Source organism: Catellatospora chokoriensis, from assembly GCF_011297315.1.
In the GTDB taxonomy this organism is placed as follows: Bacteria; Actinomycetota; Actinomycetes; order Mycobacteriales; family Micromonosporaceae; genus Catellatospora; species Catellatospora citrea.
In genome coordinates this window covers 54,048-73,531 of the sequence record NZ_JAAOTI010000034.1, presented here as the reverse complement: position 1 = coordinate 73,531, position 19,484 = coordinate 54,048, and the positions used below count along the sequence as shown (strand labels likewise).

Here is a 19,484-nt window from a genome sequence, read left to right as displayed (position 1 = left end):
CCGCGCAACCGTTGACACCGCAGCGGATCATGCAGCAACGTGCCGTTCATGACCGAGTACGCCTACCCGCTGCGCGCCGGCGACCTGATGGTCGAGCGTTATCGACTGATCGACAGGATCGGCGTCGGCGGTATGGCGGTCATCTGGCGGGCCCGTGACGAGACGCTCGACCGTCTCGTCGCGCTGAAGGTGCTCGACCCTCGCCTGTACGGCGACGAGCGCCTGCGCGAGCTGGCCCGGCGGGAGGCGTGGGCGGTGGCCCGTCTGAACCACCCGGACGTGGCCGGGGTGCACGACTTCGTGCGCACCAGCACCCCGGACGGGCAGGAGATCGCGGTCATCGTGCTCCAGCTGGTGGCCGGCGAGCCGCTGGCCGACCGGATCGCGCTGGGCGCGCTGCCCTGGCGGGAGGCGGTGCGCATCGGCGTACGCATCGCCGCCGTGCTGGAGGTGGCGCACCGGCGGGGCGTGGTGCACCGCGACATCACCCCCGACAACGTGATGGTCCACGGGGAGCAGGTCACCGTCCTCGACTTCGGCATCGCGGCCCGCGTCGGCGAACCCGACGACGACAGCACCGGCGCCAGCTTCGGCACCCCGGCGTACGTCGCCCCCGAGCGCCTCGACGGCATGCCCGCCGAACCCGCCACGGACGTCTACGCCCTCGGTGTGGTGATGTACGAGATGCTCACCGGTCGGCCGCCGTTCCGGGTGCGCGGCTGGGACGACGTCGCCGCCGACCACGGCCCCGTCGTGCCGCCCGACGTGCCCGAGCTGCCCCGCTCGGTGGCCGCGGTGGTGGCCGCCGCGCTGCGCCGCGATTCCGCCACCCGCCCGTCGGCCGCCGAGGTGGCCCGGGTGCTGCGGGCAGTGCCCGCCCGCTCGCCGCGGCGGCTGCTGCCGATGGCGGCCGTGGCGGCCGGGGTCGCCGTGCTCGGTGTGCTGGTGTGGACGCTGCCCACCCGCGAGTCGCCGCGGGATCCGGGCCAGGCGGTGGGCACGCCGCCGGCGAGCACGCCCGGCTTCGGGGCGCAGTCCGCGTCGGCGGCCCCGTCCGACACGACCTCCCCGACCCCCGCCCTCTCGCCCACCGCGAACGGCTCGCGGCCCGCCCCGAGCACGCCGGCCCCGGCGGGGCAGAGCCCCGGCCCGTCGCCGGTGCCGGTGCTCACCGTCAAGCAGGCGCAGGACGCCGCGCTGAGGACGATCGACGCCGCGGCCCGCGACGGCAAGGTGCGCACCGACGTCGCGACCGATCTGCGCAACACCGTGAACAACCTGGTCCAGGCCAGGCCGACCGGAGCGCTGCTGGCCACCCAGGTGCAGGCGGCCCACGAGAAGATCGACCAGCGGGTGGGCGAAGGGGACACGCTGGCCTGGGAGGTCGGCGAGCAGCTGCACCACGACATCGCGGCGCTGGCGCGGGCGCTGGCGGCCTGAGGCCGGAAACGCTACGGGCCGGGCGACCGTTGAGGTCACCCGGCCCAGTCACCCGGCAGCGTGGACGCGAGGGTCTCCCACCGCCGAGGAGGCTCTACAGGCCGTTGTCCCGGATCACTCCGCTGTACCAGCGCGCACTGGCCTTGGGGGTGCGCTGCTGGGAGGCGTAGTCGACGTAGACCAGGCCCCAACGCTCGTCGTAGCCTTCCTGCCACTCGAAGTTGTCCATCAGCGACCACACGTGGTAGCTCTCCAGGTTCACCCCGTCGGTGATGGCCCGGTGCGTGGCCGCGAAGTGGTCGCGCAGGAAGGCGATGCGGCCGGTGTCCTGCACGGTGCCGTCGGGGCCCATCACGTCGGGGCAGGGCAGCCCGTTCTCGGTGATGGTCAGCGCGATGTCGCCGTAGTCCTTCTTGATGCGGGTCAGGATGTCGTACATGCCCTCGGGGTAGATCTGCTGCCAGAACGCCTCGCTGGTGGGGTGCTTGCGCACCGTCTCACCGGCGCCGGTGACGTAGATCGGGCAGTAGTACTGCACGGCCAGCAGCTCCACCGGCGACGAGATGACCTCGAGGTCGCCGTCCTTGATGTGCTTCTGCATGGGGGAGAACCGGGCGACGTCGTCCAGCACGTCCTGCGGGTAGTGGCCCTTCAGGATGGGGTCGAGGTAGAGGCGGTTCTCGTAGCCGTCGTACAGCACGGTGGCCTGCTGCGCCTCGGCGCTCTCGTCGGCGGGGTAGCACGGGTGCAGGTTCAGCGCGGGGCCGATCCGGGTCTGCGGGCTCAGGTGCGGGCGCATCGCCTGCACCGCGAGGCCGTGCGCGAGCAGCTGGTGGTGCGCGACCACGTAGGCCGCGGCCTCGTCGCGCTTGCCGGGGGCGTGCGACCCGTACAGGTAGCCGTTCTGCACGACGGTCTTCGGCTCGTTGAGGGTGAGCCAGTTGGGCACGGCGTCGCCGAGCGCCTCGGCCAGCACGGCCGCGTACTCGGCGAAGCGGTAGGCGGTGTCGCGGTTCTCCCAGCCGCCGATGTCCTGCAGCTCCTGCGGGGTGTCCCAGTGGTACAGGGTCACCATCGGGGTGACGTCGCGCTCGCGCAGGCCGTCCACCAGTCGGCGGTAGAAGTCCAGGCCCTTGCGGTTGACGGGGCCGCTGCCACCGGGCACGACCCGCGGCCAGGCGATGGAGAAGCGGTAGGACCGCAGTCCCAGCTCCTTGATGAGGTCGAGGTCGGTCGACCAGCGGTGGTAGTGGTCGGCGGCGACATCGCCGTGCTCACCGTTGCGCACGCGCCCCGGAGTCTTGGCGAACGTGTCCCATACCGACGGTCCGCGGCCGTCGGTGGCGGCGGCACCCTCGATCTGGTAGGCCGACGTCGCGGCGCCCCAGATGAAGCCCTCGGGGAACTGCAGCCCCATCGAGGTGGGCGACGGATGACCTGGCATGCGGTGCTCCTCAAATACTGGGATAAGGACTGATCATGGATGGGAACGCTCCCATGATCAGGTACAGTTGTCCTCATCCCGGTGACGGGTGGAGATTGGTGTTAAGACTTTCGCACATGTGGCGTAAGTCTGGTGCTGCTGGGCGCTGAGGCGGAGAATGCCGAGTGGTATGGGGACGGGGAAGGGCAGTCCCCGCCCCCATCGGGTGCTCACGCCCTGTGTCTGCCGAGCGGCAGGGTCACGAGGCAGCGTGACGCGCGGGAGCCGTTGGCACGCGACGTAGTCGCGAGCTTCACCTCCTCTCCGGCACCCGGAGGGGGGTCGGTCGCCGGTCGTAGGGAGATCGGCGACCGACCGCCTCTGGGAGCGGCCGGCGATGGCGTCCGGGCGGGCCATCGACGGGACGAATTCTTACATTGATGAACATCCGTGGAAGCGTTCCCATGGACGTTTGTTGGAACGATAGCGACAACTTCGCCGGAGGGGAAGACCCTTCATCGCCTCAGAATCTGTAGGCAACCACCAGGAAATCCTTGGCTGGTAACCGAATCGGCCCCTACCTGCGGAAGCGCTCCCACGGGCCGGGCGTCGATGTGTCGGGCATGTTTCCACATTGACACGAAGCGACGCCCGGACCGCCCCGCGCGAACGACGGCGAGACCCCGGCCGGGCACGGGAGTCGATCCCTGTTCGTGTCCGGTGGGAGCGGGACGCGGACCTCAGACCGCGGCGGGATCGCGCCACAGTGTCCACTGTGGCGGGCCGGAGCGCATGGGCGGCTGCCCGGTGACGGTGAAGCCGTGGCGGCGGTAGAAGCTCAGATTGCGTTCGTTGGACGACTCCAGGTAGACCGGCAGCCCGGCGGCGTCGAGGCGGGCCAGCGCGTCGGTCAGCAGCAGCGAGCCCAGCCCGGTGCCCCGGGCGGCCACCGCGGTGCCGATGAACTCCAGGTACCAGTGTTCGGCCGGCTGGCGCTCGTGCAGGCGGTCGATCTCGCCCATGCGGCCCAGCAGCCGTGGCAGCCGCGTGCCGGTGGCCCGCAGCAGCGGCACGGCCGCCCGGAAGACCGCGGGGGTGGGCAGCTTCCACGAGTGCGGCGGGGCCCACATCGTGACCGCCTGCCGGTCTGCCGTGGTGTGGACGTGGCCGCGCGGGATCGCGTACCGCAGCAGGGCGCCGAAGATGCGCTCCAGCCTGGCGTGGCGGCCGTGCGGGGGGACCATCCAGGTCCATACCGGGTCGTCGCCGAACGCCTCGGCCAGGGTGGTGGCCAGGGCCGGCAGATCGGCGGGTACGGCGACGCGAACACTATTCACGTCCGGCATCCTGCCGCACTTCCCGCCCCCGCACGAGCCCCTTCCCGGCCACCTCCGCCAGCCCGGACCCGCCGCCCGCGTCCGCGCGTGATCGCGTCCGCTTTCGCGCGTGATCGTCTGCAGTTTGGGGGAAACTGCGCGAATCAACGGTGCGATTCGTGCAGTTTCCCCGAAACCGTGGTCCGGCTTGCTTCCGGCGGGACGTCGGGCTTGGCGAGGTGCCGAGGCCGGGAGGGGCGTGGGTGGAGGCATGTCGACGGTAGGGTCGCCGCATGAACGATCATGGGGAGAACAGGCCGCTGGCAGTGGTCAGCGGTGCGGGCACCGGCATCGGTGCGGCCACCGCGCTGGCACTGGCCGGACGAGGACACGACATCGTCGCGATCGGACGCCGGGCGGACGTGCTGGACCGCGCCGCAGCGGACATCCGCGCAGCCGCGGGCGTCGCGGTGACCGCGATCGCCGCCGACCTCAGCGTGCCCGAGGGGGCCGAGCGGGTCGCTGCGGCGCTGGCCGGGCGGGCGGTGGACGTGCTGGTGAACAACGCGGGCGGATACGTCGGCCGCGACGGCCAGGGGCTGACCGCCGTGGCCGAGCAGTGGCGGGCGACCTTCGAGACCAACGTGCTCACCGCGGTGCTGCTCACCGAGGCGGTGCTGCCGTTGCTGCGCCGGCCGGGCGGGCGGGTGGTGCTGCTGAGTTCGATCGCCGCGCAGCGGGGCGGTGGCGGCCCCTACTCCGCAGCCAAAGCAGCGCTGCACGGCTGGGTGATGGACCTGGCGGCGCAGCTCGGCCCGGACGGCGCGACGGCCAACGTCATCGCACCCGGCTATGTCGCCGAGACGGGGTTCTTCGACGGTCGGATGACGCCGCAGGGCCACGCCTCGCGGGTGGCGCAGACGCTGGTCGGCCGGGCCGGTCGGCCGCAGGACATCGCGGACGCGGTGTGCTGGCTGGCGGGGGAGTCCGGCGGCTATGTCACCGGTCAGATCATCAACGTCAACGGCGGTTCCGTGCTCGGCCGTTGACCGTCCGGTCCCGGGTGCCGGGCGCGCGTGCCCGCAGCCCCGCACGCAGCGGGCCTGCACAGCCACCGGAAGACGTTAAGAAGGGCACCTTCTGCAACGCATAGCGTTGAGAAGGTGCCCTTCCTTCGTGCAGGTCAGCCCTTGACGCTGCCGGCCAGGAGGCCGCGGACGAAGTAGCGCTGCAGGGACAGGAACACGGTGAGGGGGACGATGATCGAGACGAAGGCGGCGGCGGTGAGGCGCTGCCACTCGTTGCCGCGGTTTCCGGCCAGCTCGGCCAGGCGCACCGTGAGCGGGGCGTTCTTGGGGCCGCCCGCGAAGATCAGGGCGACCAGCAGGTCGTTCCAGACCCAGAGGAACTGGAAGATGGCGAACGACGCCAGTGCCGGCACGATCAGCGGCAGCACCACCGAGCGGAAGATCTTGGCGTGGCTGGCGCCGTCCACCCGCGCCGCCTCGACCAGGTCGCCGGGCAGCTGCGCCATGAAGTTGTGCAGCAGGAAGATGCCCAGCGGCAGGGCGAAGCAGGTGTGCGCGAACCAGACCGTGATGAACTTGGCCGGGCCGTCCAGATCCCAGGCGGGCAGCAGCTGCACCCCGCCCAGCGAGACGCCGTAGTTGAAGAACGACAGCAGCGGGATCAGGGCCATCTGCAGCGGGACGATCTGCAGCGCGAAGATGGCGATGTAGATCCAGTCACGGCCGCGGAACCGGGTCCACGCCAGCGCGTACGCGGCGAGCGCGCAGAAGGCCAGCGGGAACAGCACCGACGGGATCGTGATGACCAGCGAGTTGATGAAGTAGCCGGCCAGCCCGCCGGAGGCGGACCGGGAGCCGAACAGCACCTGGTCGTAGTTCTCCAGGGTGAACTGCGGGTTGGCGAAGAAGTTCCACCAGCCGTTGGACTTGATCTCGTTCTCCGGGCGGATCGACGAGATCAGCACCCCGACCGTGGGCACGGTCCACAGCAGTGCGATCACCAGCGACACCGCGCTCGCGGTGCGGCTGGTCAGCTTCTTGCGGACCCGGCCCGCCACGGTGGGCGGGACCTCGGCGTCGGGCGCGGCGAGAACGGTCTCCGTACCGGTGCTCATCGTTCCTCCTCGCTGCGCTCGTCGTCGCGCTCGTAAAGCCTGGCTCGTCATCGGGCGCCCTCCAGCCGGCGGCGGCGCATGAGCCTGATCTGGTAGATCACGATGGGTATGACGAAGAGGAACAGCAGCACCGCCAGGGCGGCGCCCTTGCCCTTCTCGTCGGCCCGGAACGAGTACGTGTACATCTCGTTGGCCACCACGCTGGTGCCGAACTGGCCACCGGTCATGGTGCGCACGATGTCGAACACCTTCAGGGTGCCGATGGAGATGGTGACCAGCACGACGACCAGGGCCGGGCGGATGCTCGGGATGGTGACGCGCCAGAACATCTGCCACGGTGTCACGCCGTCGATGTGGGCGGCCTCGACGATGTCGGCCGGGATCGCCTTGATCGCCGCGGAGAGCACCACCATGGCGAAGCCCGCCTGGATCCAGACCAGCACCACGATCAGGAACAGCGTGTTCCACGGCCCGTCCAGCAGCCACTGCTGCGGCGTCCCGCCCAGCGCGACCACGAACTGGTTGAGCAGGCCGATCTGCTCGGCCCCCTCCTGGCGGTACTCGTAGACGAACTTCCAGATGATGCCGGCGCCGACGAACGAGATGGCCATCGGCATGAAGATCAGCGACTTGGCGAACGACTCGAACCTGGCGCGGTCCACCAGCACCGCGTAGACCAGGCCGACCGCGGTCGACACGCTGGGCACGAACAGCACCCAGAGCAGGGTGCTCAGCAGCACGCCGTACTGCACCGGGTCGGCGCCGAAGTCGGGGAGCATGCCGGAGTTCTTGTCCGTGAACATCCAGCGGAAGTTCTCCAGGCCCACGAACTCGCTGGAGTCGGCGTTCATGAAGGCCAGGACAACGGTACGGATCGCCGGCACGATCAAGCCCACGAGCAGCAGCAGGCCGGCCGGCGCGAGCAGGCCCAGCGCGATCCACCGGTCCTTGCGCGCGGGCAGCACGTCCAGCACCAACAGCAACAGGCCCACCACAGCGGCGAAGGCGATGACGCCGTACAGCAGCATCATCAACTTCGGGGCTTCGGCGGTGAAGTCGAAGTTCAACGCGATCTCCTCGGGCACCGGTCGGGAGGAAGACTACGCCGTGTGAGCCCAGGATCGGGACTCACACGGCGTAGATAGATCAACTACCGGCTCACTTGGGCCAGGTGCCTTCGATGTAGTCGAGGGTGGCCTTGGTGTCGGTGCCGTTGATCCAGTTGGTCATGCCCTTCCAGAAGGAGTTCGCGCCGACGGCGGCGGGCATCAGGTCGGAGCCGTCGAAACGGAAGACCGCGCCGCTGTCCTGCAGGATGCCGACCGCCACCTTGTCGATCGGGTTGGACACGTTGGCCACGTCCAGGCCCTTGTTGGCGGAGATCCAGTTGTTCAGCTTGGCGCGGCTGTTGGCGAAGTCGGCGCTGGCCAGGTAGGTCTGCACCGCCTGCACGGCCGGGCTGTCGCTGAACGCGGCGACGAACTCGCCGCCGCCCAGCACCGGCTTGCCCTTGGCCGGGTCGATCGCCGGCAGGTAGAAGGCGAAGGCGTCGCCGTCCTGGGCCACCTTGGTGCCCTGCGGCCACTGGTTGGCGTAGAACGAGGCCTGGCGGTGCATGCCGCACTTCTTCTGGACGACCGGCAGGCCGCCGTCCTGGAAGGTGGTCGTCGCGATGGACTTCACGCCGCCGATGCCGCCGTTGACGTACTTCTCGTTCTTCAGGATCGAGCCCACCCGGTCGGTCGCCGAGACGATCTTCGGGTCGTTGAACGGGATGGCGTGGGCGACCCACTGGTCGTACACCTCCGGACCCTGGTCGCGCAGCAGCACGTCCTCGATCCAGTCGGTGGCCGGCCAGCCGGTGGCGTCACCGGAGCCGATGCCCGCGCACCACGGCTTGATGCCCGCGGTGACCATCGTGTCGCTGAGCTTGATCATCTCGTCCCAGGTGGTCGGGACGGTCCAGCCCTTCTCCTTGAACAGGGACGGGGAGTACCACACGAACGACTTCACGTTGGCGCCCAGCGGGGCACCGTACAGGGTGCCGTTGACGGTGCCGTACTTCAGCCAGTCGGGGGAGTAGTTCTGCGTGGCCAGGGCCTTGGTCTTCTCGCCGGCGGCCTTGAGCTTGCCCGCCTTGGCGAACGACTCCAGCAGACCCGGCTGCGGGATGAAGGCCAGGTCGGGCGCGTCGCCGCCCTCGACGCGAACCTTCAGCTGCGCCTCGAACTCGCCGCTGCCCTCGTACTCGATCTTCGCGCCGGTGCAGTCCGCGAACGGCTTCCAGGCCTGCTCGAGCAGCCCCGCCTCGGCGTCGCGGATCGGGGAGTAGATGGTGACCGTCTCGCCGGAGATGCCGGTGTAGTCCTTGTATGCGGCGCACTCGGGGGTGTCGAGCTTGCCTTCGGAGGTGTTGTCGGACTTTCCGCCGCAGGCCGCGACGGTGAGAGCCAGTACAACCGCACCGGAGAAGGCGAGCAGACGCCGCTGTCTGTTGGATGCCATGGAGTTTCCTCCTCGTGAGCTTGTCGGAGCGCAGCCCCCTGGTACCGGACTACCGCAAGGTGACGCAAGCCATGCAAGCGCTTTCGGTCTCGAACTGTCCAGCGCTGACAACAGTAAGGTTCGTAACGATTCGGAAACCACCCCGGAACCTGTAATGACGATCATCCCGGCCCCCCACCGCCGCGCGATGTGGGCTACACTCGTGCTTGGTTTTTGATGTACGTGGTCTGCTCGCGTTGCCCTCCCTGAGAATGAGAGGACCGCCGGTTGCCGCTACTCAGTGGCCAGCCCCCGCACGAGGTGTGCGGCGCGGTTCAGTTTGTGCAAGGAAATGGTGAAAATGGCTCAGGGAACCGTCAAGTGGTTCAACGCCGACAAGGGCTTCGGCTTCATCTCCGTCGACGGTGGTGGCGCTGACGTCTTCGTGCACTTCTCCGCGATCCAGGCCAGCGGCTTCCGCAGCCTCGAGGAGAACCAGCGCGTCGAGTTCGAGATCGTCCAGGGCGCCAAGGGCCCGCAGGCCGACGCGGTCCGCCCGCTCTGATCTTCCTAAGGTGACGCCACCGGGGCCTGGTGCTCCGGCGGCGCTCGTCTAACCCTAACGGGCCGGTTCACGCCGGCCCGTTTGTCGTTCCGCGTGGCCTGTGGGCCCGCTGGAGCGTGTCGAGCCCCGCATCATGCCCTGTATGCGGGGCTCGATGCTGTCCCGGACCAGGTTGCGGAAGCTCCCGGCGGCGGGCTATCTTCAAACCAAGACGTACGTACGGTTTGTTGAGCTGGAGGCCCGTCATGTGGAACCCCGACACCTACCTGCGCTTCGCGGACGACCGCGGCCGCCCCTTCCACGACCTGGTCGCCCGGGTGGGCGCCGAGCAGCCCCGCCAGGTCGTCGACCTGGGCTGCGGGCCCGGCAACCTCACCGCCACCCTGGCCGCGCGCTGGCCCGCAGCGCAGGTGAGCGGCGTCGACTCGTCGGTCGAGATGATCGACAAGGCGCTGGCCGACCAGGGCGGCCCGGGGCCGGTGGCCTACCGGGTCGGCGACGTGCTCGACTACCTGCCGGGGCCCGAGGTCGACGTGATCGTCACCAACGCGGTCCTGCAGTGGGTGCCCGGCCAGGAGGAACTGGTCGGCCGGTGGGCGCGGGCGCTGCGTCCGGGTGCGTGGCTGGCGCTGCAGGTGCCCGGCAACCACGACAACCCGGCCCACCGGGCGCTGCGCGAGCTGTGTCTCACCTCACGCTGGTCCCCGCTGCTCGGCGAGATCGGCGCGCAGCCGCGGTCGGTGCCCGGGCCGCAGGAGTACGCCCGGCTGCTGCGCGAGGCCGGCTGCGCCGCCGACACCTGGGAGACCACATACGTGCACCAGCTGCCCGTCGGCGACGGCCCGCACCCGGTGCTCACCTGGCTCACCGGCACCGCCCTGCGGCCGGTCCGCGCCGCGCTGGCCGGCGAGCCCGGCGCGTGGGAGGCGTACTGCGCCGAGCTGGAGCCCGCGCTGCGCGAGGCCTACCCCGCCGACGGGGACGTGGTCGACTTCCCGTTCCGCCGGGTGTTCGCGGTCGGCCACCGGACCTCCGCAGCCTCGTGACCGCGGGCCGGACGGTAAAGTGCCGACATGGCTAAGGACGATCTTGCGAGCTTCGTGGCGGGACTGCCCAAGGCCGAGCTGCACGTGCACCACGTGGGTTCGGCCTCCCCTCGCATCGTGGCCGAGCTGGCCGCCCGGCACGAGGGCCGCGGCCCGGTGCCGGCCGACCCGGCGCTGCTGGCCGAATACTTCACCTTCACCGACTTCGCGCACTTCATCGAGGTCTACCTGAGCGTCGTGGACCTGATCCGCGACGCCGAGGACGTGCGCACGCTGACCTACGGCGTCGCCCAGGACCTGGCCGCGCAGCAGGTGCGCTACGCCGAGCTGACCGTCACGCCGTACTCCAGCGTCAACCGGGGCATCCCGGCCGAGGCGTTCTGCGAGGCCATCGAGGACGCGCGGCGCGAGGCGGAGAAGGAACTCGGCCTGGTGCTGCGGTGGGTGTTCGACATCCCGGGCGAGGCCGGTCTGCAGTCGGCCGAGCAGACCCTGCGCATCGCGCTGGACCAGCGTCCGGACGGGCTGATCAGCTTCGGCCTCGGCGGTCCGGAGATCGGCGTGCCCCGGCCGCAGTTCAAGCCGTACTTCGACCAGGCCCGCGCGGCCGGGCTGCACAGCGTCCCGCACGCGGGGGAGACCACCGGCGCGCAGACCGTCTGGGACGCGATCCGCGAGCTCGGCGCGGAGCGCATCGGCCACGGCATCTTCGCGGCGCAGGACCCGCAGCTGCTGGCGTACCTGGCCGAGCACGCGATCCCGCTGGAGGTGTGCCCCACCTCGAACCTGCGCACCCGGGCCGTGGCGGACCTGGCCGAGCACCCGCTCGCGGCGATCGTGGCCGCGGGTGTGCCGGTCAGCATCAACTCCGACGACCCGCCGATGTTCGGCACGACCCTGAACAACGAGTACGAGGTGGCCGCCCGGCTGCTCGACCTGGACACGGCGGGCGTCGCCGAGCTGGCCCGCCAGGGCGTACGCCACTCCTTCGCCACCGACCAGGTCAAAACCGCCCTGCTCAGCGAGATCGACACCTACACCGCAACGGCCACCGCCTGACCCACCCCACCCCCTCGCATAGACGTTGGCCTATCACATCGAAAAAACTAAGATCGAGGTCGATGTGATAGGCCAACGTCTATAAAAAAGAGGGGTGCGGGGCGCTGCTGCCGCGCGGATCGCCGTCAGGCGTGGTGGAGGGCTTTGACCTTGCGCCAGGTGGGGGTGTCCAGGGTGCCGGCGCGGTTGGAGAAGGCGGCCGTGGTGATGGTGATCGGGTCGCTCAGGTCCAGGTAGCTGTTGTGGTCGGCGTCGGCGTCCCACGACTTCGTCGCGATCTCGATGTGGTCGCTCCGGTGGCTCTGATCCTGGCTGGTGATCTTCAGGATCTCGTACGCCCCGCCCTTGACCCGCAGCACCACGCACGGCCGGACCTTCGACCCCGGGCCGTCCTCGTAGGGCACGTCGGCCCACCAGATCTCGCCGGGCTGCGGTCCGCCCGCGGGCGCGGGCGCCTTCTTCGTGGCGGTGGGCCGGCCGGGCGGGCGCTTGCCGGCGGGGCGCCTGCCCGCGGGGTGGGCGGCCGGGCGGGCCGACTTGCGCCACCGCCACCAGATGGCGAGCGTCAGCACGGCGACCGAGAACAGGGTCAGGAACAGCCACATGATCGGCAGTCTAGGCGGGCTCGCCGAGCAGGGTGCAGGCCACGTCGGCGGGCACCGGGCGGGAGAACAGGAAGCCCTGGCCGTACCCGCAGCCCAGGCGGATCAGGAAGTCGCGCTGCTCGGGCGTCTCGATGCCCTCGGCGATCAGGTCGAGCGACAGGTTGCGTCCCATCAGGACGATGGTGCGCACCAGCTCGCCGCTGCGCCGGTCGGTGTCGATCTGCCAGACGAAGGACCGGTCGATCTTCAGCGCGTCGATGGGCAGCCGGTGCAGCGCCTCCAATGACGAGTATCCGGTGCCGAAGTCGTCGACGTGCAGCTGGCAGCCGAGGTCGTGCAGGGTGTGCAGGATGTCGCGGGCCGGGGCGACGTTCTCCATCACCACACCTTCGGTGATCTCCACGGCGAGGCTGCCCGCCGGGGGCTGGTGCCGGCCCAGCGCCTCGGTGATGTCGTCGATGACGTTGCCGCTCCAGAACTGGCGGTTGGACACGTTGACCGCGACGGTCAGGCCGGGGGTCGCGACGTCGGCGGCGTACCAGGCGGCGAGCTGGCGGCAGCACTCGTCGATGACCCAGCTGCCGATCGGGATGATCAGGCCGGTCTCCTCGGCGACCGGCATGAACGCGGCCGGTGACAGCAGCCCGCGCAGCGGGTGCCGCCAGCGGATCAGCGCCTCGAACCCCTTGGTCCGGCCCGAGCGCAGCGCCACGATCGGCTGGTAGTGCACCTCGAACTCGCCGTTGTCGAGCGCCTGGCGCAGCTCGGTCTCGATCTGCAGGCGGGTCACCGCCTTGGCGTGCATCGCCACGTCGAAGATGGCGTGGCGGCCCTTGTGCCGGGACTTGGCCGAGTACATCGCGATGTCGGCGTCGCGCAGCAGGTCCTCGGCGTTGCTGTAGCGGCGGCTGCTCATGGTGATGCCGATGCTGGCGGTCACCACCACGTCCTGGCCGTGCAGCTGGAACGGCTGCGCGAGCACCCCGTGCAGGCGCTCGGCGACCTGGGCGGGGGTGTGCGGCGCGGTCACGTCGTCGAGCAGCACCAGGAACTCGTCGCCGCCGAAGCGGGCCACCGTGTCCGACTCGCGCAGCGTCGACTTGATCCGCTTGGCGACCTGCTTGAGCAGCCGGTCCCCGGCGGAGTGGCCGAGGCTGTCGTTGACCACCTTGAACCCGTCCAGGTCCAGGAACAGCACCCCGAACGGCCGCCCGCTGCGCCGCCGCGACTGCCGGATCGCCTGGCGCAGCCGGTCCAGGAACAGCGACCGGTTGGGCAGGCCGGTCAGTTCGTCGTAGAGGGCCGCGATGCGCAGCTGCTCCTTCTGCCGCAGCGACTCCTTCAGCAGCGCCTGCCGATCCAGTGCCACCGCCAGCAGCGCGGCCCACTGGTTGAACGGCTCGCGGCCGGTGGCGCCGCCGGTCGACACGGAGTCGACCACGGCGAGGAAGCCCCAGTCACTGGCCCCGCCCTTCACCGGCACCACGAACACGATGAGGTTGGCCGCCGGGTCGGCCAGCGCCCGCACCCGCAGCGGCGGGAACGCACTGACCGGCACCGACGCCTCCACCGCCGGCGGCTCGCCCGGCACGAACAGGCCCGCGATCTCCAGCGCCGCGTCGGCCAGCGAGGGCGGCAGGCCGCCGGCCCACAACCCGAGGCAGCCGCCCCGGACCCAGGTGCGCCGCATCCACTCCAGCCGGGCCGGTTCCCGGTGCCCGCGCAGCAGTTCCATGCCGACCTCGTACTGCGCGGTCAGCGTCTCGCGCAGCAGCGAGCTGTCCCGGAACAGGGTGCGGCCGCGCATCTCCATGAGGATGAGCAGCACCCCGTTGGCGGGCCGGCCGTAGTCGCGGATCAGCTGCGCGATCTCGTACAGCGCCTCAGGCCGGCCGCCGGACAGCCGCAGCAGCAGCTCCAACGCCAGCCGCACCTCCTCGCAGGCGGGCCGCGGCGACGGCGCCTCGGCCGAGCCGTCCTGCACGGCGCGCGCCACCGTCTCGGCGGCGTGCACGAGGTCGGCCCCGTCGGCCGGGGACAGCGAGCCGTGCACCGGCGCGACGGTGGTGGCGATCAGGTCGGCCAGGCGGCGGTGCGGCGCGGGCGGGTCGACGTCGGCGTGGAACGCCACGTCGCCGACGCACCCGCAGGATTCGCGCACGATGAGCGAGGTCGGCACGAGGATGCGGGCCGGCTGCTCGGCGTCCCCGCCGATCATGGCGAGCAGCGTCGTCGCGGCCGCCCGGCCGATCAGCTCCGTCGGCTGGCGCACCGTGGTCAGGCGGGGGATCAGGTAGGCGCTGGAGCGCAGGTCGTCGAAGCCGATCACGGCCTGGTCCGCGGGCAGCCGCAGGCCGGCGGCGGCCAGCGTGTGCATGATGCCGGTCGCGTTCTCGTCGGTGCCGGCGATGACCGCGGTCGAGGGCAGCCCGGCGGCCAGCATGCGCTCGGCGGCGTGCTCGCCGCCGTCGACCTGGTTGGTCGGCGCGGGGATCAGCAGCCCCGGGTCGGGCTCGATCCCGTGCACGGCCAGCGCATCGAGGTACGCCTCGTACCGCTGCCTGATGTCGTCGGTCTCCAGGCGGCCGGCGAAGGCGATCCTGCGGTGACCGTGGGCGACCAGATGGTCCACCGCTTCGGTGATCCCGGTCCGGTTGTCCGGCATGACCACGGGGAAGTCCAGGTCGTTCAGTTCGTGGCTGACGGACACGAACGGCCGCCCGGTCTCGGTGAACTGGTGCAGGTAGCGGTGCGTCACCGCCTGCAGCACCACCACGAAACCGGACACGTGCTGCCAGGCGACCGGGTACGACAGGTCCGAGGGCTCGGTGACCTCGATGTGCTCGGTGCCCGCGTCGAGGGTCTGGATCGCGATGACCCCCGCACCCGCCTCCGCCGCGGCGCGCGCGATCCCCGCCAGCACACCGCCGTAGTACCAGCCCCCGAGGAAAGGGGACAGAACCCCGAGCGTGAGGTCTGGCGACACCTTCAGACGGTACCGCGCATCCGGGGCCTGACCGGGCCGAACCGGTCCTCAGGGCCGCCGGAGCACCCACCGGTACGCCTGCACGAGGCCGGTGTCGAAGCTGGCCGCCGAACCCCAGAGGAACAGCCGGAACCGGCGGTACAGTGGGTCTCCCCAGCGCCGGACGACCTCCTCGCGGGCCGCGTCCAGCCGCCGGGCCCACTCCGCGCAGGTCAGGTGGTAGTTGTGCCGGTCATCGTCGACGCTGACCAGCTCGAACGGCGAGCGCGCCACCTGGCGCAGGTAGGCGTGCAGCACCAGCGGTGAGGACTTGCCCGGGTAGATGTAGCGGCTCATGAACGTGGACACCCGGTGCTTGGCCCGCATCGCCAGCGCGTCCAGGTAGACGTGGCCGCCCGGTTTGACCAGTTCGGCGTACTTGCGCAGGGTGGCGGCATAGTTGGGCAGGTGCTCGGTGACACCCATGTTGACGATGGCGTCGTAGCGCCGCGGCGCCTCGTAGCGCAGCAGGTGCCGCCGCACCACGGTGGCCGGCAGCTGCTCGCGGGCGAACAGGTCGGACAGGTAGCGCTCGGACTCCTGGGCCAGGGTCAGCGTGGTCACGTGCACCCCGCGCCGGGCGGCGAACTCGGCGAACGCGCCCCAGCCGCCGCCGACCTCCAGGATGTGGTCGCCGGGGGAGACCTTCAGCGCGTCGAGCGCCAGCTCCATCTTGCGGGTCATCGCGTCTTCCAGCGGCTCGTCGTCACGCGTGAACACGCCCTGCGTGTAGCAGCGGTGCCGGGAGTCCATGAAGGTCAGGAAGAACTCGGACTCGTTGTCGTAGTGCGACGAGATCGCCCGGCGGTCGTGCTCGGCCCCGCCCATCCGCAGCGCCGGGGCGAACCGGGCCAGCCACGCGATCGGGTGCCGGTCGTGGAACATGCCGCGCACCTTCAGCGCGGCCATCAGGTCGCCCTCGATGTCGAGCCAGCCGCGCAGGTAGGCCACGCCGATCTGGAACTGGTCGAGCCCGGCCAGGGCCTTCGCGCCCCGCGGGTCGCCGACCACGATGGTGAAGGCGGGGTCGCCGGATCCGAGCACGGTGGACGGCGTGCCGTCGCCGGTGCGCACCGCGAACGGCACGGACGCGCGGTCGGCGAAGTAGGTCTGATAGCGACGATCGAGGGTCCTTGCCAGGTCAGCGCTCGCCATGGCGCCAATCTAACGCCGTCGAAGCCTGGGTGAAAGAGCATCGGAGTGAACCCCGGGCGGCCGGAACCGGTAATCGGCATGATCGGCGCGCCCGATAGCATGGCCGGAGCCGGACAAACCGCAGCAGAGGACTTGAGGAGATCACCGTGAGCGTTTCGATCAGCCCGCCGCAGGCCGACCCCGTCGTCGTCCGGGCCGGGACGACGGGCGCGGAGGCGATCGCCGAGGCCGGCCTGCCGGTGCACGGCCCCAAGGCGATCGTGGTGGTCCGCGACCCCGAGGGCCGCCTGCGCGACCTGGACTGGTCGCCCGCCGTCGACACCGCGGTCGAGCCGGTCGCCATCGACAGCAAGGACGGCCTCGACGTGCTGCGCCACTCCACGGCGCACGTGCTGGCCCAGGCGGTGCAGGACATCTTCCCCGAGGCGAAGCTCGGCATCGGCCCGCCCATCGACAACGGCTTCTACTACGACTTCTCGGTGCCCAAGCCGTTCCACCCGGACGACCTGGACAAGATCGAGAAGCGGATGCAGGAGATCGTCAAGTCGGGTCAGCGCTTCCAGCGCCGCCGCTTCGAGACCCTCGACGAGGCCAAGGCCGAGCTGAAGGACGAGCCGTTCAAGCTCGAACTGGTCGACATCAAGGGTGACGCGGGCGACGACGTCATGGAGGTGGGCGGCGGCGAGCTGACCATCTACGACAACCTCGACGCCAAGACCGGTGAGCGCTGCTGGGGCGACCTGTGCCGGGGCCCGCACCTGCCGTCGACCCGCCTGATCGGCGCGTTCAAGCTGATGCGCTCCGCGGCGGCATACTGGCGCGGTTCGGAGAAGAACCCCCAGCTCCAGCGGGTGTACGGCACCGCGTGGCCGACCCGCGACCAGCTCAAGGACTACCTGAAGCTGCTGGAGGAGGCGGCCCGCCGCGATCACCGCAAGCTGGGCACCGACCTCGACCTGTTCAGCTTCCCCGACGAGATCGGCTCCGGCCTGGCCGTCTTCCACCCCAAGGGCGGTGTGATCAAGCGCGAGATGGAGGACTACGTCCGCGCCCGCCACATCGAGGAGGGCTTCCAGTACGTCGGGACGCCGCACATCACCAAGGAAGGCCTCTTCCACACCTCGGGTCACCTGCCCTACTACAAGGAGACCATGTTCCCGCCGATGGACATGGAGGGCAGCGACTACTACCTCAAGGCCATGAACTGCCCGATGCACAACCTGATCTACCGGTCGCGCGGGCGTTCCTACCGCGAGCTGCCGATCCGGCTGTTCGAGTTCGGCTCGGTGTACCGGTTCGAGAAGTCGGGCGTCATCCACGGCCTGACCCGGGTCCGCGGCTTCACCCAGGACGACTCGCACTCCTACGTCACCAAGGAGCAGGCGGCCGCCGAGATCAAGCACCTGCTCGACTTCGTGCTCGGCCTGCTCAAGGACTTCGGCATCACCGACTTCTTCCTGGAGCTGTCGACCCGGGACGACACCAAGCCGGACAAGTTCGTCGGCTCGGAGGAGGACTGGGCCACGGCCACCGCGGTGCTGGAGCAGTGCGCCCTGGAGACGGGGCTGACCCTGGTGCCGGACCCGGGCGGCGCGGCCTTCTACGGTCCGAAGATCTCCGTGCAGGCCAAGGACGCGATCGGCCGCACCTGGCAGATGTCGACCATCCAGTACGACTTCAACCAGCCGAAGGGCTTCGCGCTGGAGTACCAGGCGGCGGACGGGACGCGGCAGCAGCCCGTCATGATCCACTGTGCCAAGTTCGGTTCGATCGAGCGCTTCATCGGCGTGCTCACCGAGCACTACGCGGGCGCGTTCCCGGCCTGGCTGGCCCCGATCCAGGTGGTCGGCATCCCGATCCGCTCCGACGACGAGGCCGGGCACACCGCCTACCTGTACGACTTCGTGGCGAAGCTGCGCAAGGCCGGCATCCGCGCCGAGGTCGACAGCTCGGACGAGCGCATGCAGAAGAAGATCCGCACCGCGCAGCAGCAGAAGATCCCGTTCATGGCCATCGTCGGTGACCAGGACCTGGCCGACGGCACGGTGTCCTTCCGCTACCGCGACGGCTCGCAGCGCAACGGCGTGAGCCTGGACGAGGCCGTCGCCCACGTGACCGAGATCGTGCGCTCGCGCGTCAACACCGGCCCGTCCGCCGCCGTGGCGGAGGCGGTCGAAGCCGCGTGAGCGTGCGGATCAACGAGGCCGGGTTCGTGCTCGACACGGACCCGGCCCGGCTCGACCTCGACACCGTCGAGCGCTGGCTGGCCCAGGAGAGCTACTGGGCCACCGGGCGCGAACGCGCGGTCATCGAGCGCTCGCTGGCCGGTTCCACCGTCTACGGGATCTACACCCCGGACGGGACCCAGGTCGGCCTGCTGCGCGTGGTCACCGACGGGGCCACCTTCGCCTGGCTGTGCGACGTGTTCGTCGACAGCGCCTACCGTGGGCAGGGCCTGGCCCGGTGGGCGGTGGCGGCGGTCCGCGACGACCTGCACGCGCTCGGCGTGTACCGGATCATCCTGGCCACCGCCGACGCGCACGGCGTCTACGCCGAGGTCGGGTTCGTGCCGCTGGCGGAGCCGGACCGCTGGATGCAGCTGACCACGCGCGTCATCGGCCGCCCCGACGTGCCCTACGCCGCGGACGCGCGGGCATGAGCTCACCGGACCCGGACGGCCTCGAACGGCTCTGGACGCCGTGGCGCATGGCGTACGTCAGCGGCGGCCCGAAGCCGACGGAGTGCCCGTTCTGCGTCGCGCCGGTCTCCGACCCGGACGGGCTGGTGGTCGCGCGCGGTGCGGCCGTGTACGCGGTGCTCAACCGGTTCCCGTACAACCCGGGCCACCTGCTGATCTGCCCGTACCGGCACATCGACGACTACCCGGAGCTCGACGCGGCCGAGACCGCGGAGCTGGCCGAGTTCACCAAGACGGCGATGCGGGTGGTCCGCAAGGTCTCCAACGCGCACGGGTTCAACATCGGGCTCAACCAGGGCCACGCCGCGGGCGCCGGCATCGCCGCGCACCTGCACCAGCACGTGGTGCCGCGGTGGGGCGGGGACAACAACTTCCTGCCCGTGGTCGCCCGCACCAAGGCGCTGCCGCAGCTGCTCACCGACACCCGTGACCTGCTCCGCGAGGCCTGGCCGGCCTGACATCCGCATGACGGCGCGCCGCGCGGGTATCCGGCTGCTGTCACACCCTCGCGGAAGGATGGCTGCC

General features: G+C 70.5%; 16 protein-coding genes. 8 read left to right on the top strand and 8 right to left on the bottom strand.

What is annotated here, in order from left to right; translation table 11 throughout:
- Positions 1-48 precede the first annotated feature (48 nt).
- Positions 49-1,440, top strand: a complete 1,392-nt coding sequence (locus tag HAV39_RS35990) for a serine/threonine-protein kinase (protein ID WP_191843626.1) — start codon at positions 49-51, stop codon at positions 1,438-1,440.
- Positions 1,441-1,534: 94 nt separating this feature from the next.
- Here HAV39_RS35990 and HAV39_RS35985 read toward each other — a convergent pair whose 3' ends face one another.
- Positions 1,535-2,884 carry a GH1 family beta-glucosidase gene (locus tag HAV39_RS35985; RefSeq protein WP_191843625.1) on the bottom strand — a complete coding sequence of 450 codons (1,350 nt, stop codon included), beginning with the start codon at positions 2,882-2,884 and terminating at the stop codon, positions 1,535-1,537.
- A 719-nt stretch (positions 2,885-3,603) separates the two neighbouring features.
- A complete protein-coding gene (locus HAV39_RS35980) occupies positions 3,604-4,200 on the bottom strand; it encodes a GNAT family N-acetyltransferase (protein ID WP_203736340.1) in 597 nt (198 codons plus the stop codon).
- A 272-nt stretch (positions 4,201-4,472) separates the two neighbouring features.
- On the opposite strand from HAV39_RS35980, the gene HAV39_RS35975 reads away from it, so the two are divergent.
- Positions 4,473-5,228, top strand: coding sequence for an SDR family NAD(P)-dependent oxidoreductase (locus HAV39_RS35975; RefSeq protein WP_191843623.1), 756 nt, complete (start codon positions 4,473-4,475; stop codon positions 5,226-5,228).
- Between the two features lie 134 nt (positions 5,229-5,362).
- Here the strand turns inward: HAV39_RS35975 and HAV39_RS35970 are convergent, their stop codons facing one another.
- The 3 genes from HAV39_RS35970 to HAV39_RS35960 all read right to left on the bottom strand — a co-directional run bounded on the left by HAV39_RS35970 (position 5,363) and on the right by HAV39_RS35960 (position 8,827).
- Positions 5,363-6,322, bottom strand: a complete 960-nt coding sequence (locus HAV39_RS35970) for a carbohydrate ABC transporter permease (RefSeq protein WP_191843622.1) — start codon at positions 6,320-6,322, stop codon at positions 5,363-5,365.
- Positions 6,323-6,369: 47 nt separating this feature from the next.
- A complete protein-coding gene (locus HAV39_RS35965; RefSeq protein WP_191843652.1) occupies positions 6,370-7,389 on the bottom strand; it encodes a carbohydrate ABC transporter permease in 1,020 nt (339 codons plus the stop codon).
- A 91-nt stretch (positions 7,390-7,480) separates the two neighbouring features.
- Positions 7,481-8,827, bottom strand: a complete 1,347-nt coding sequence (locus tag HAV39_RS35960; protein ID WP_191843621.1) for an ABC transporter substrate-binding protein — start codon at positions 8,825-8,827, stop codon at positions 7,481-7,483.
- A gap of 340 nt (positions 8,828-9,167) precedes the next feature.
- Here HAV39_RS35960 and HAV39_RS35955 point away from each other — a divergent pair, with 340 nt between their 5' ends.
- From HAV39_RS35955 to HAV39_RS35945, 3 genes are all read left to right on the top strand, one after another.
- Positions 9,168-9,371, top strand: coding sequence for a cold-shock protein (locus HAV39_RS35955; RefSeq protein WP_120320032.1), 204 nt, complete (start codon positions 9,168-9,170; stop codon positions 9,369-9,371).
- A 245-nt stretch (positions 9,372-9,616) separates the two neighbouring features.
- Positions 9,617-10,417: a trans-aconitate 2-methyltransferase gene (locus tag HAV39_RS35950; protein WP_191843620.1), complete on the top strand. Its 801-nt coding sequence runs from the start codon at positions 9,617-9,619 to the stop codon at positions 10,415-10,417.
- 27 nt (positions 10,418-10,444) lie between these two features.
- Positions 10,445-11,476: an adenosine deaminase gene (locus HAV39_RS35945; RefSeq protein WP_191843619.1), complete on the top strand. Its 1,032-nt coding sequence runs from the start codon at positions 10,445-10,447 to the stop codon at positions 11,474-11,476.
- Positions 11,477-11,601: 125 nt separating this feature from the next.
- Here the strand turns inward: HAV39_RS35945 and HAV39_RS35940 are convergent, their stop codons facing one another.
- Genes HAV39_RS35940 through HAV39_RS35930 form a run of 3 tightly spaced genes read right to left on the bottom strand, consistent with a single transcriptional unit; the run spans position 11,602 to position 16,261 of the window.
- Entirely contained in the window at positions 11,602-12,081 is a 480-nt protein-coding gene (locus HAV39_RS35940; RefSeq protein WP_191843618.1) for a type II toxin-antitoxin system PemK/MazF family toxin, read from the bottom strand.
- 10 nt (positions 12,082-12,091) lie between these two features.
- Positions 12,092-15,067: an EAL domain-containing protein gene (locus tag HAV39_RS35935; RefSeq protein ID WP_191843617.1), complete on the bottom strand. Its 2,976-nt coding sequence runs from the start codon at positions 15,065-15,067 to the stop codon at positions 12,092-12,094.
- Positions 15,068-15,115: 48 nt separating this feature from the next.
- Positions 15,116-16,261, bottom strand: coding sequence for a class I SAM-dependent methyltransferase (locus HAV39_RS35930; RefSeq protein WP_191843616.1), 1,146 nt, complete (start codon positions 16,259-16,261; stop codon positions 15,116-15,118).
- Between the two features lie 146 nt (positions 16,262-16,407).
- Between HAV39_RS35930 and thrS the strand changes: the two genes are divergently transcribed.
- The 3 genes from thrS to HAV39_RS35915 are packed head-to-tail and all read left to right on the top strand — an operon-like array spanning position 16,408 to position 19,417.
- Positions 16,408-18,447, top strand: coding sequence for a threonine--tRNA ligase (gene thrS / locus HAV39_RS35925; RefSeq protein WP_191843615.1), 2,040 nt, complete (start codon positions 16,408-16,410; stop codon positions 18,445-18,447).
- Positions 18,444-18,920 (top strand): GNAT family N-acetyltransferase, encoded by a 477-nt coding sequence (locus tag HAV39_RS35920; protein WP_191843614.1) that lies wholly within the window; start codon positions 18,444-18,446, stop codon positions 18,918-18,920. Before thrS ends, HAV39_RS35920 begins: the two co-directional genes overlap by 4 nt.
- A complete protein-coding gene (locus tag HAV39_RS35915; RefSeq protein ID WP_191843613.1) occupies positions 18,917-19,417 on the top strand; it encodes an HIT family protein in 501 nt (166 codons plus the stop codon). Before HAV39_RS35920 ends, HAV39_RS35915 begins: the two co-directional genes overlap by 4 nt.
- Positions 19,418-19,484 lie beyond the last annotated feature (67 nt).

What these genes read in the sequence shown, in the direction of transcription:
- HAV39_RS35950 (WP_191843620.1), top strand. Translation starts at nt 9,617, where the DNA reads ATGTGGAACCCCGACACCTACCTGCGCTTCGCGGACGACCGCGGCCGC.
- HAV39_RS35970 (WP_191843622.1), bottom strand. Translation starts at nt 6,322, where the DNA reads ATGAGCACCGGTACGGAGACCGTTCTCGCCGCGCCCGACGCCGAGGTC.
- HAV39_RS35930 (WP_191843616.1), bottom strand. Translation starts at nt 16,261, where the DNA reads ATGGCGAGCGCTGACCTGGCAAGGACCCTCGATCGTCGCTATCAGACC.
- HAV39_RS35945 (WP_191843619.1), top strand. Translation starts at nt 10,445, where the DNA reads ATGGCTAAGGACGATCTTGCGAGCTTCGTGGCGGGACTGCCCAAGGCC.
- HAV39_RS35975 (WP_191843623.1), top strand. Translation starts at nt 4,473, where the DNA reads ATGAACGATCATGGGGAGAACAGGCCGCTGGCAGTGGTCAGCGGTGCG.
- HAV39_RS35960 (WP_191843621.1), bottom strand. Translation starts at nt 8,827, where the DNA reads ATGGCATCCAACAGACAGCGGCGTCTGCTCGCCTTCTCCGGTGCGGTT.
- HAV39_RS35990 (WP_191843626.1), top strand. Translation starts at nt 49, where the DNA reads ATGACCGAGTACGCCTACCCGCTGCGCGCCGGCGACCTGATGGTCGAG.
- HAV39_RS35985 (WP_191843625.1), bottom strand. Translation starts at nt 2,884, where the DNA reads ATGCCAGGTCATCCGTCGCCCACCTCGATGGGGCTGCAGTTCCCCGAG.
- HAV39_RS35915 (WP_191843613.1), top strand. Translation starts at nt 18,917, where the DNA reads ATGAGCTCACCGGACCCGGACGGCCTCGAACGGCTCTGGACGCCGTGG.
- HAV39_RS35955 (WP_120320032.1), top strand. Translation starts at nt 9,168, where the DNA reads ATGGCTCAGGGAACCGTCAAGTGGTTCAACGCCGACAAGGGCTTCGGC.
- HAV39_RS35940 (WP_191843618.1), bottom strand. Translation starts at nt 12,081, where the DNA reads ATGTGGCTGTTCCTGACCCTGTTCTCGGTCGCCGTGCTGACGCTCGCC.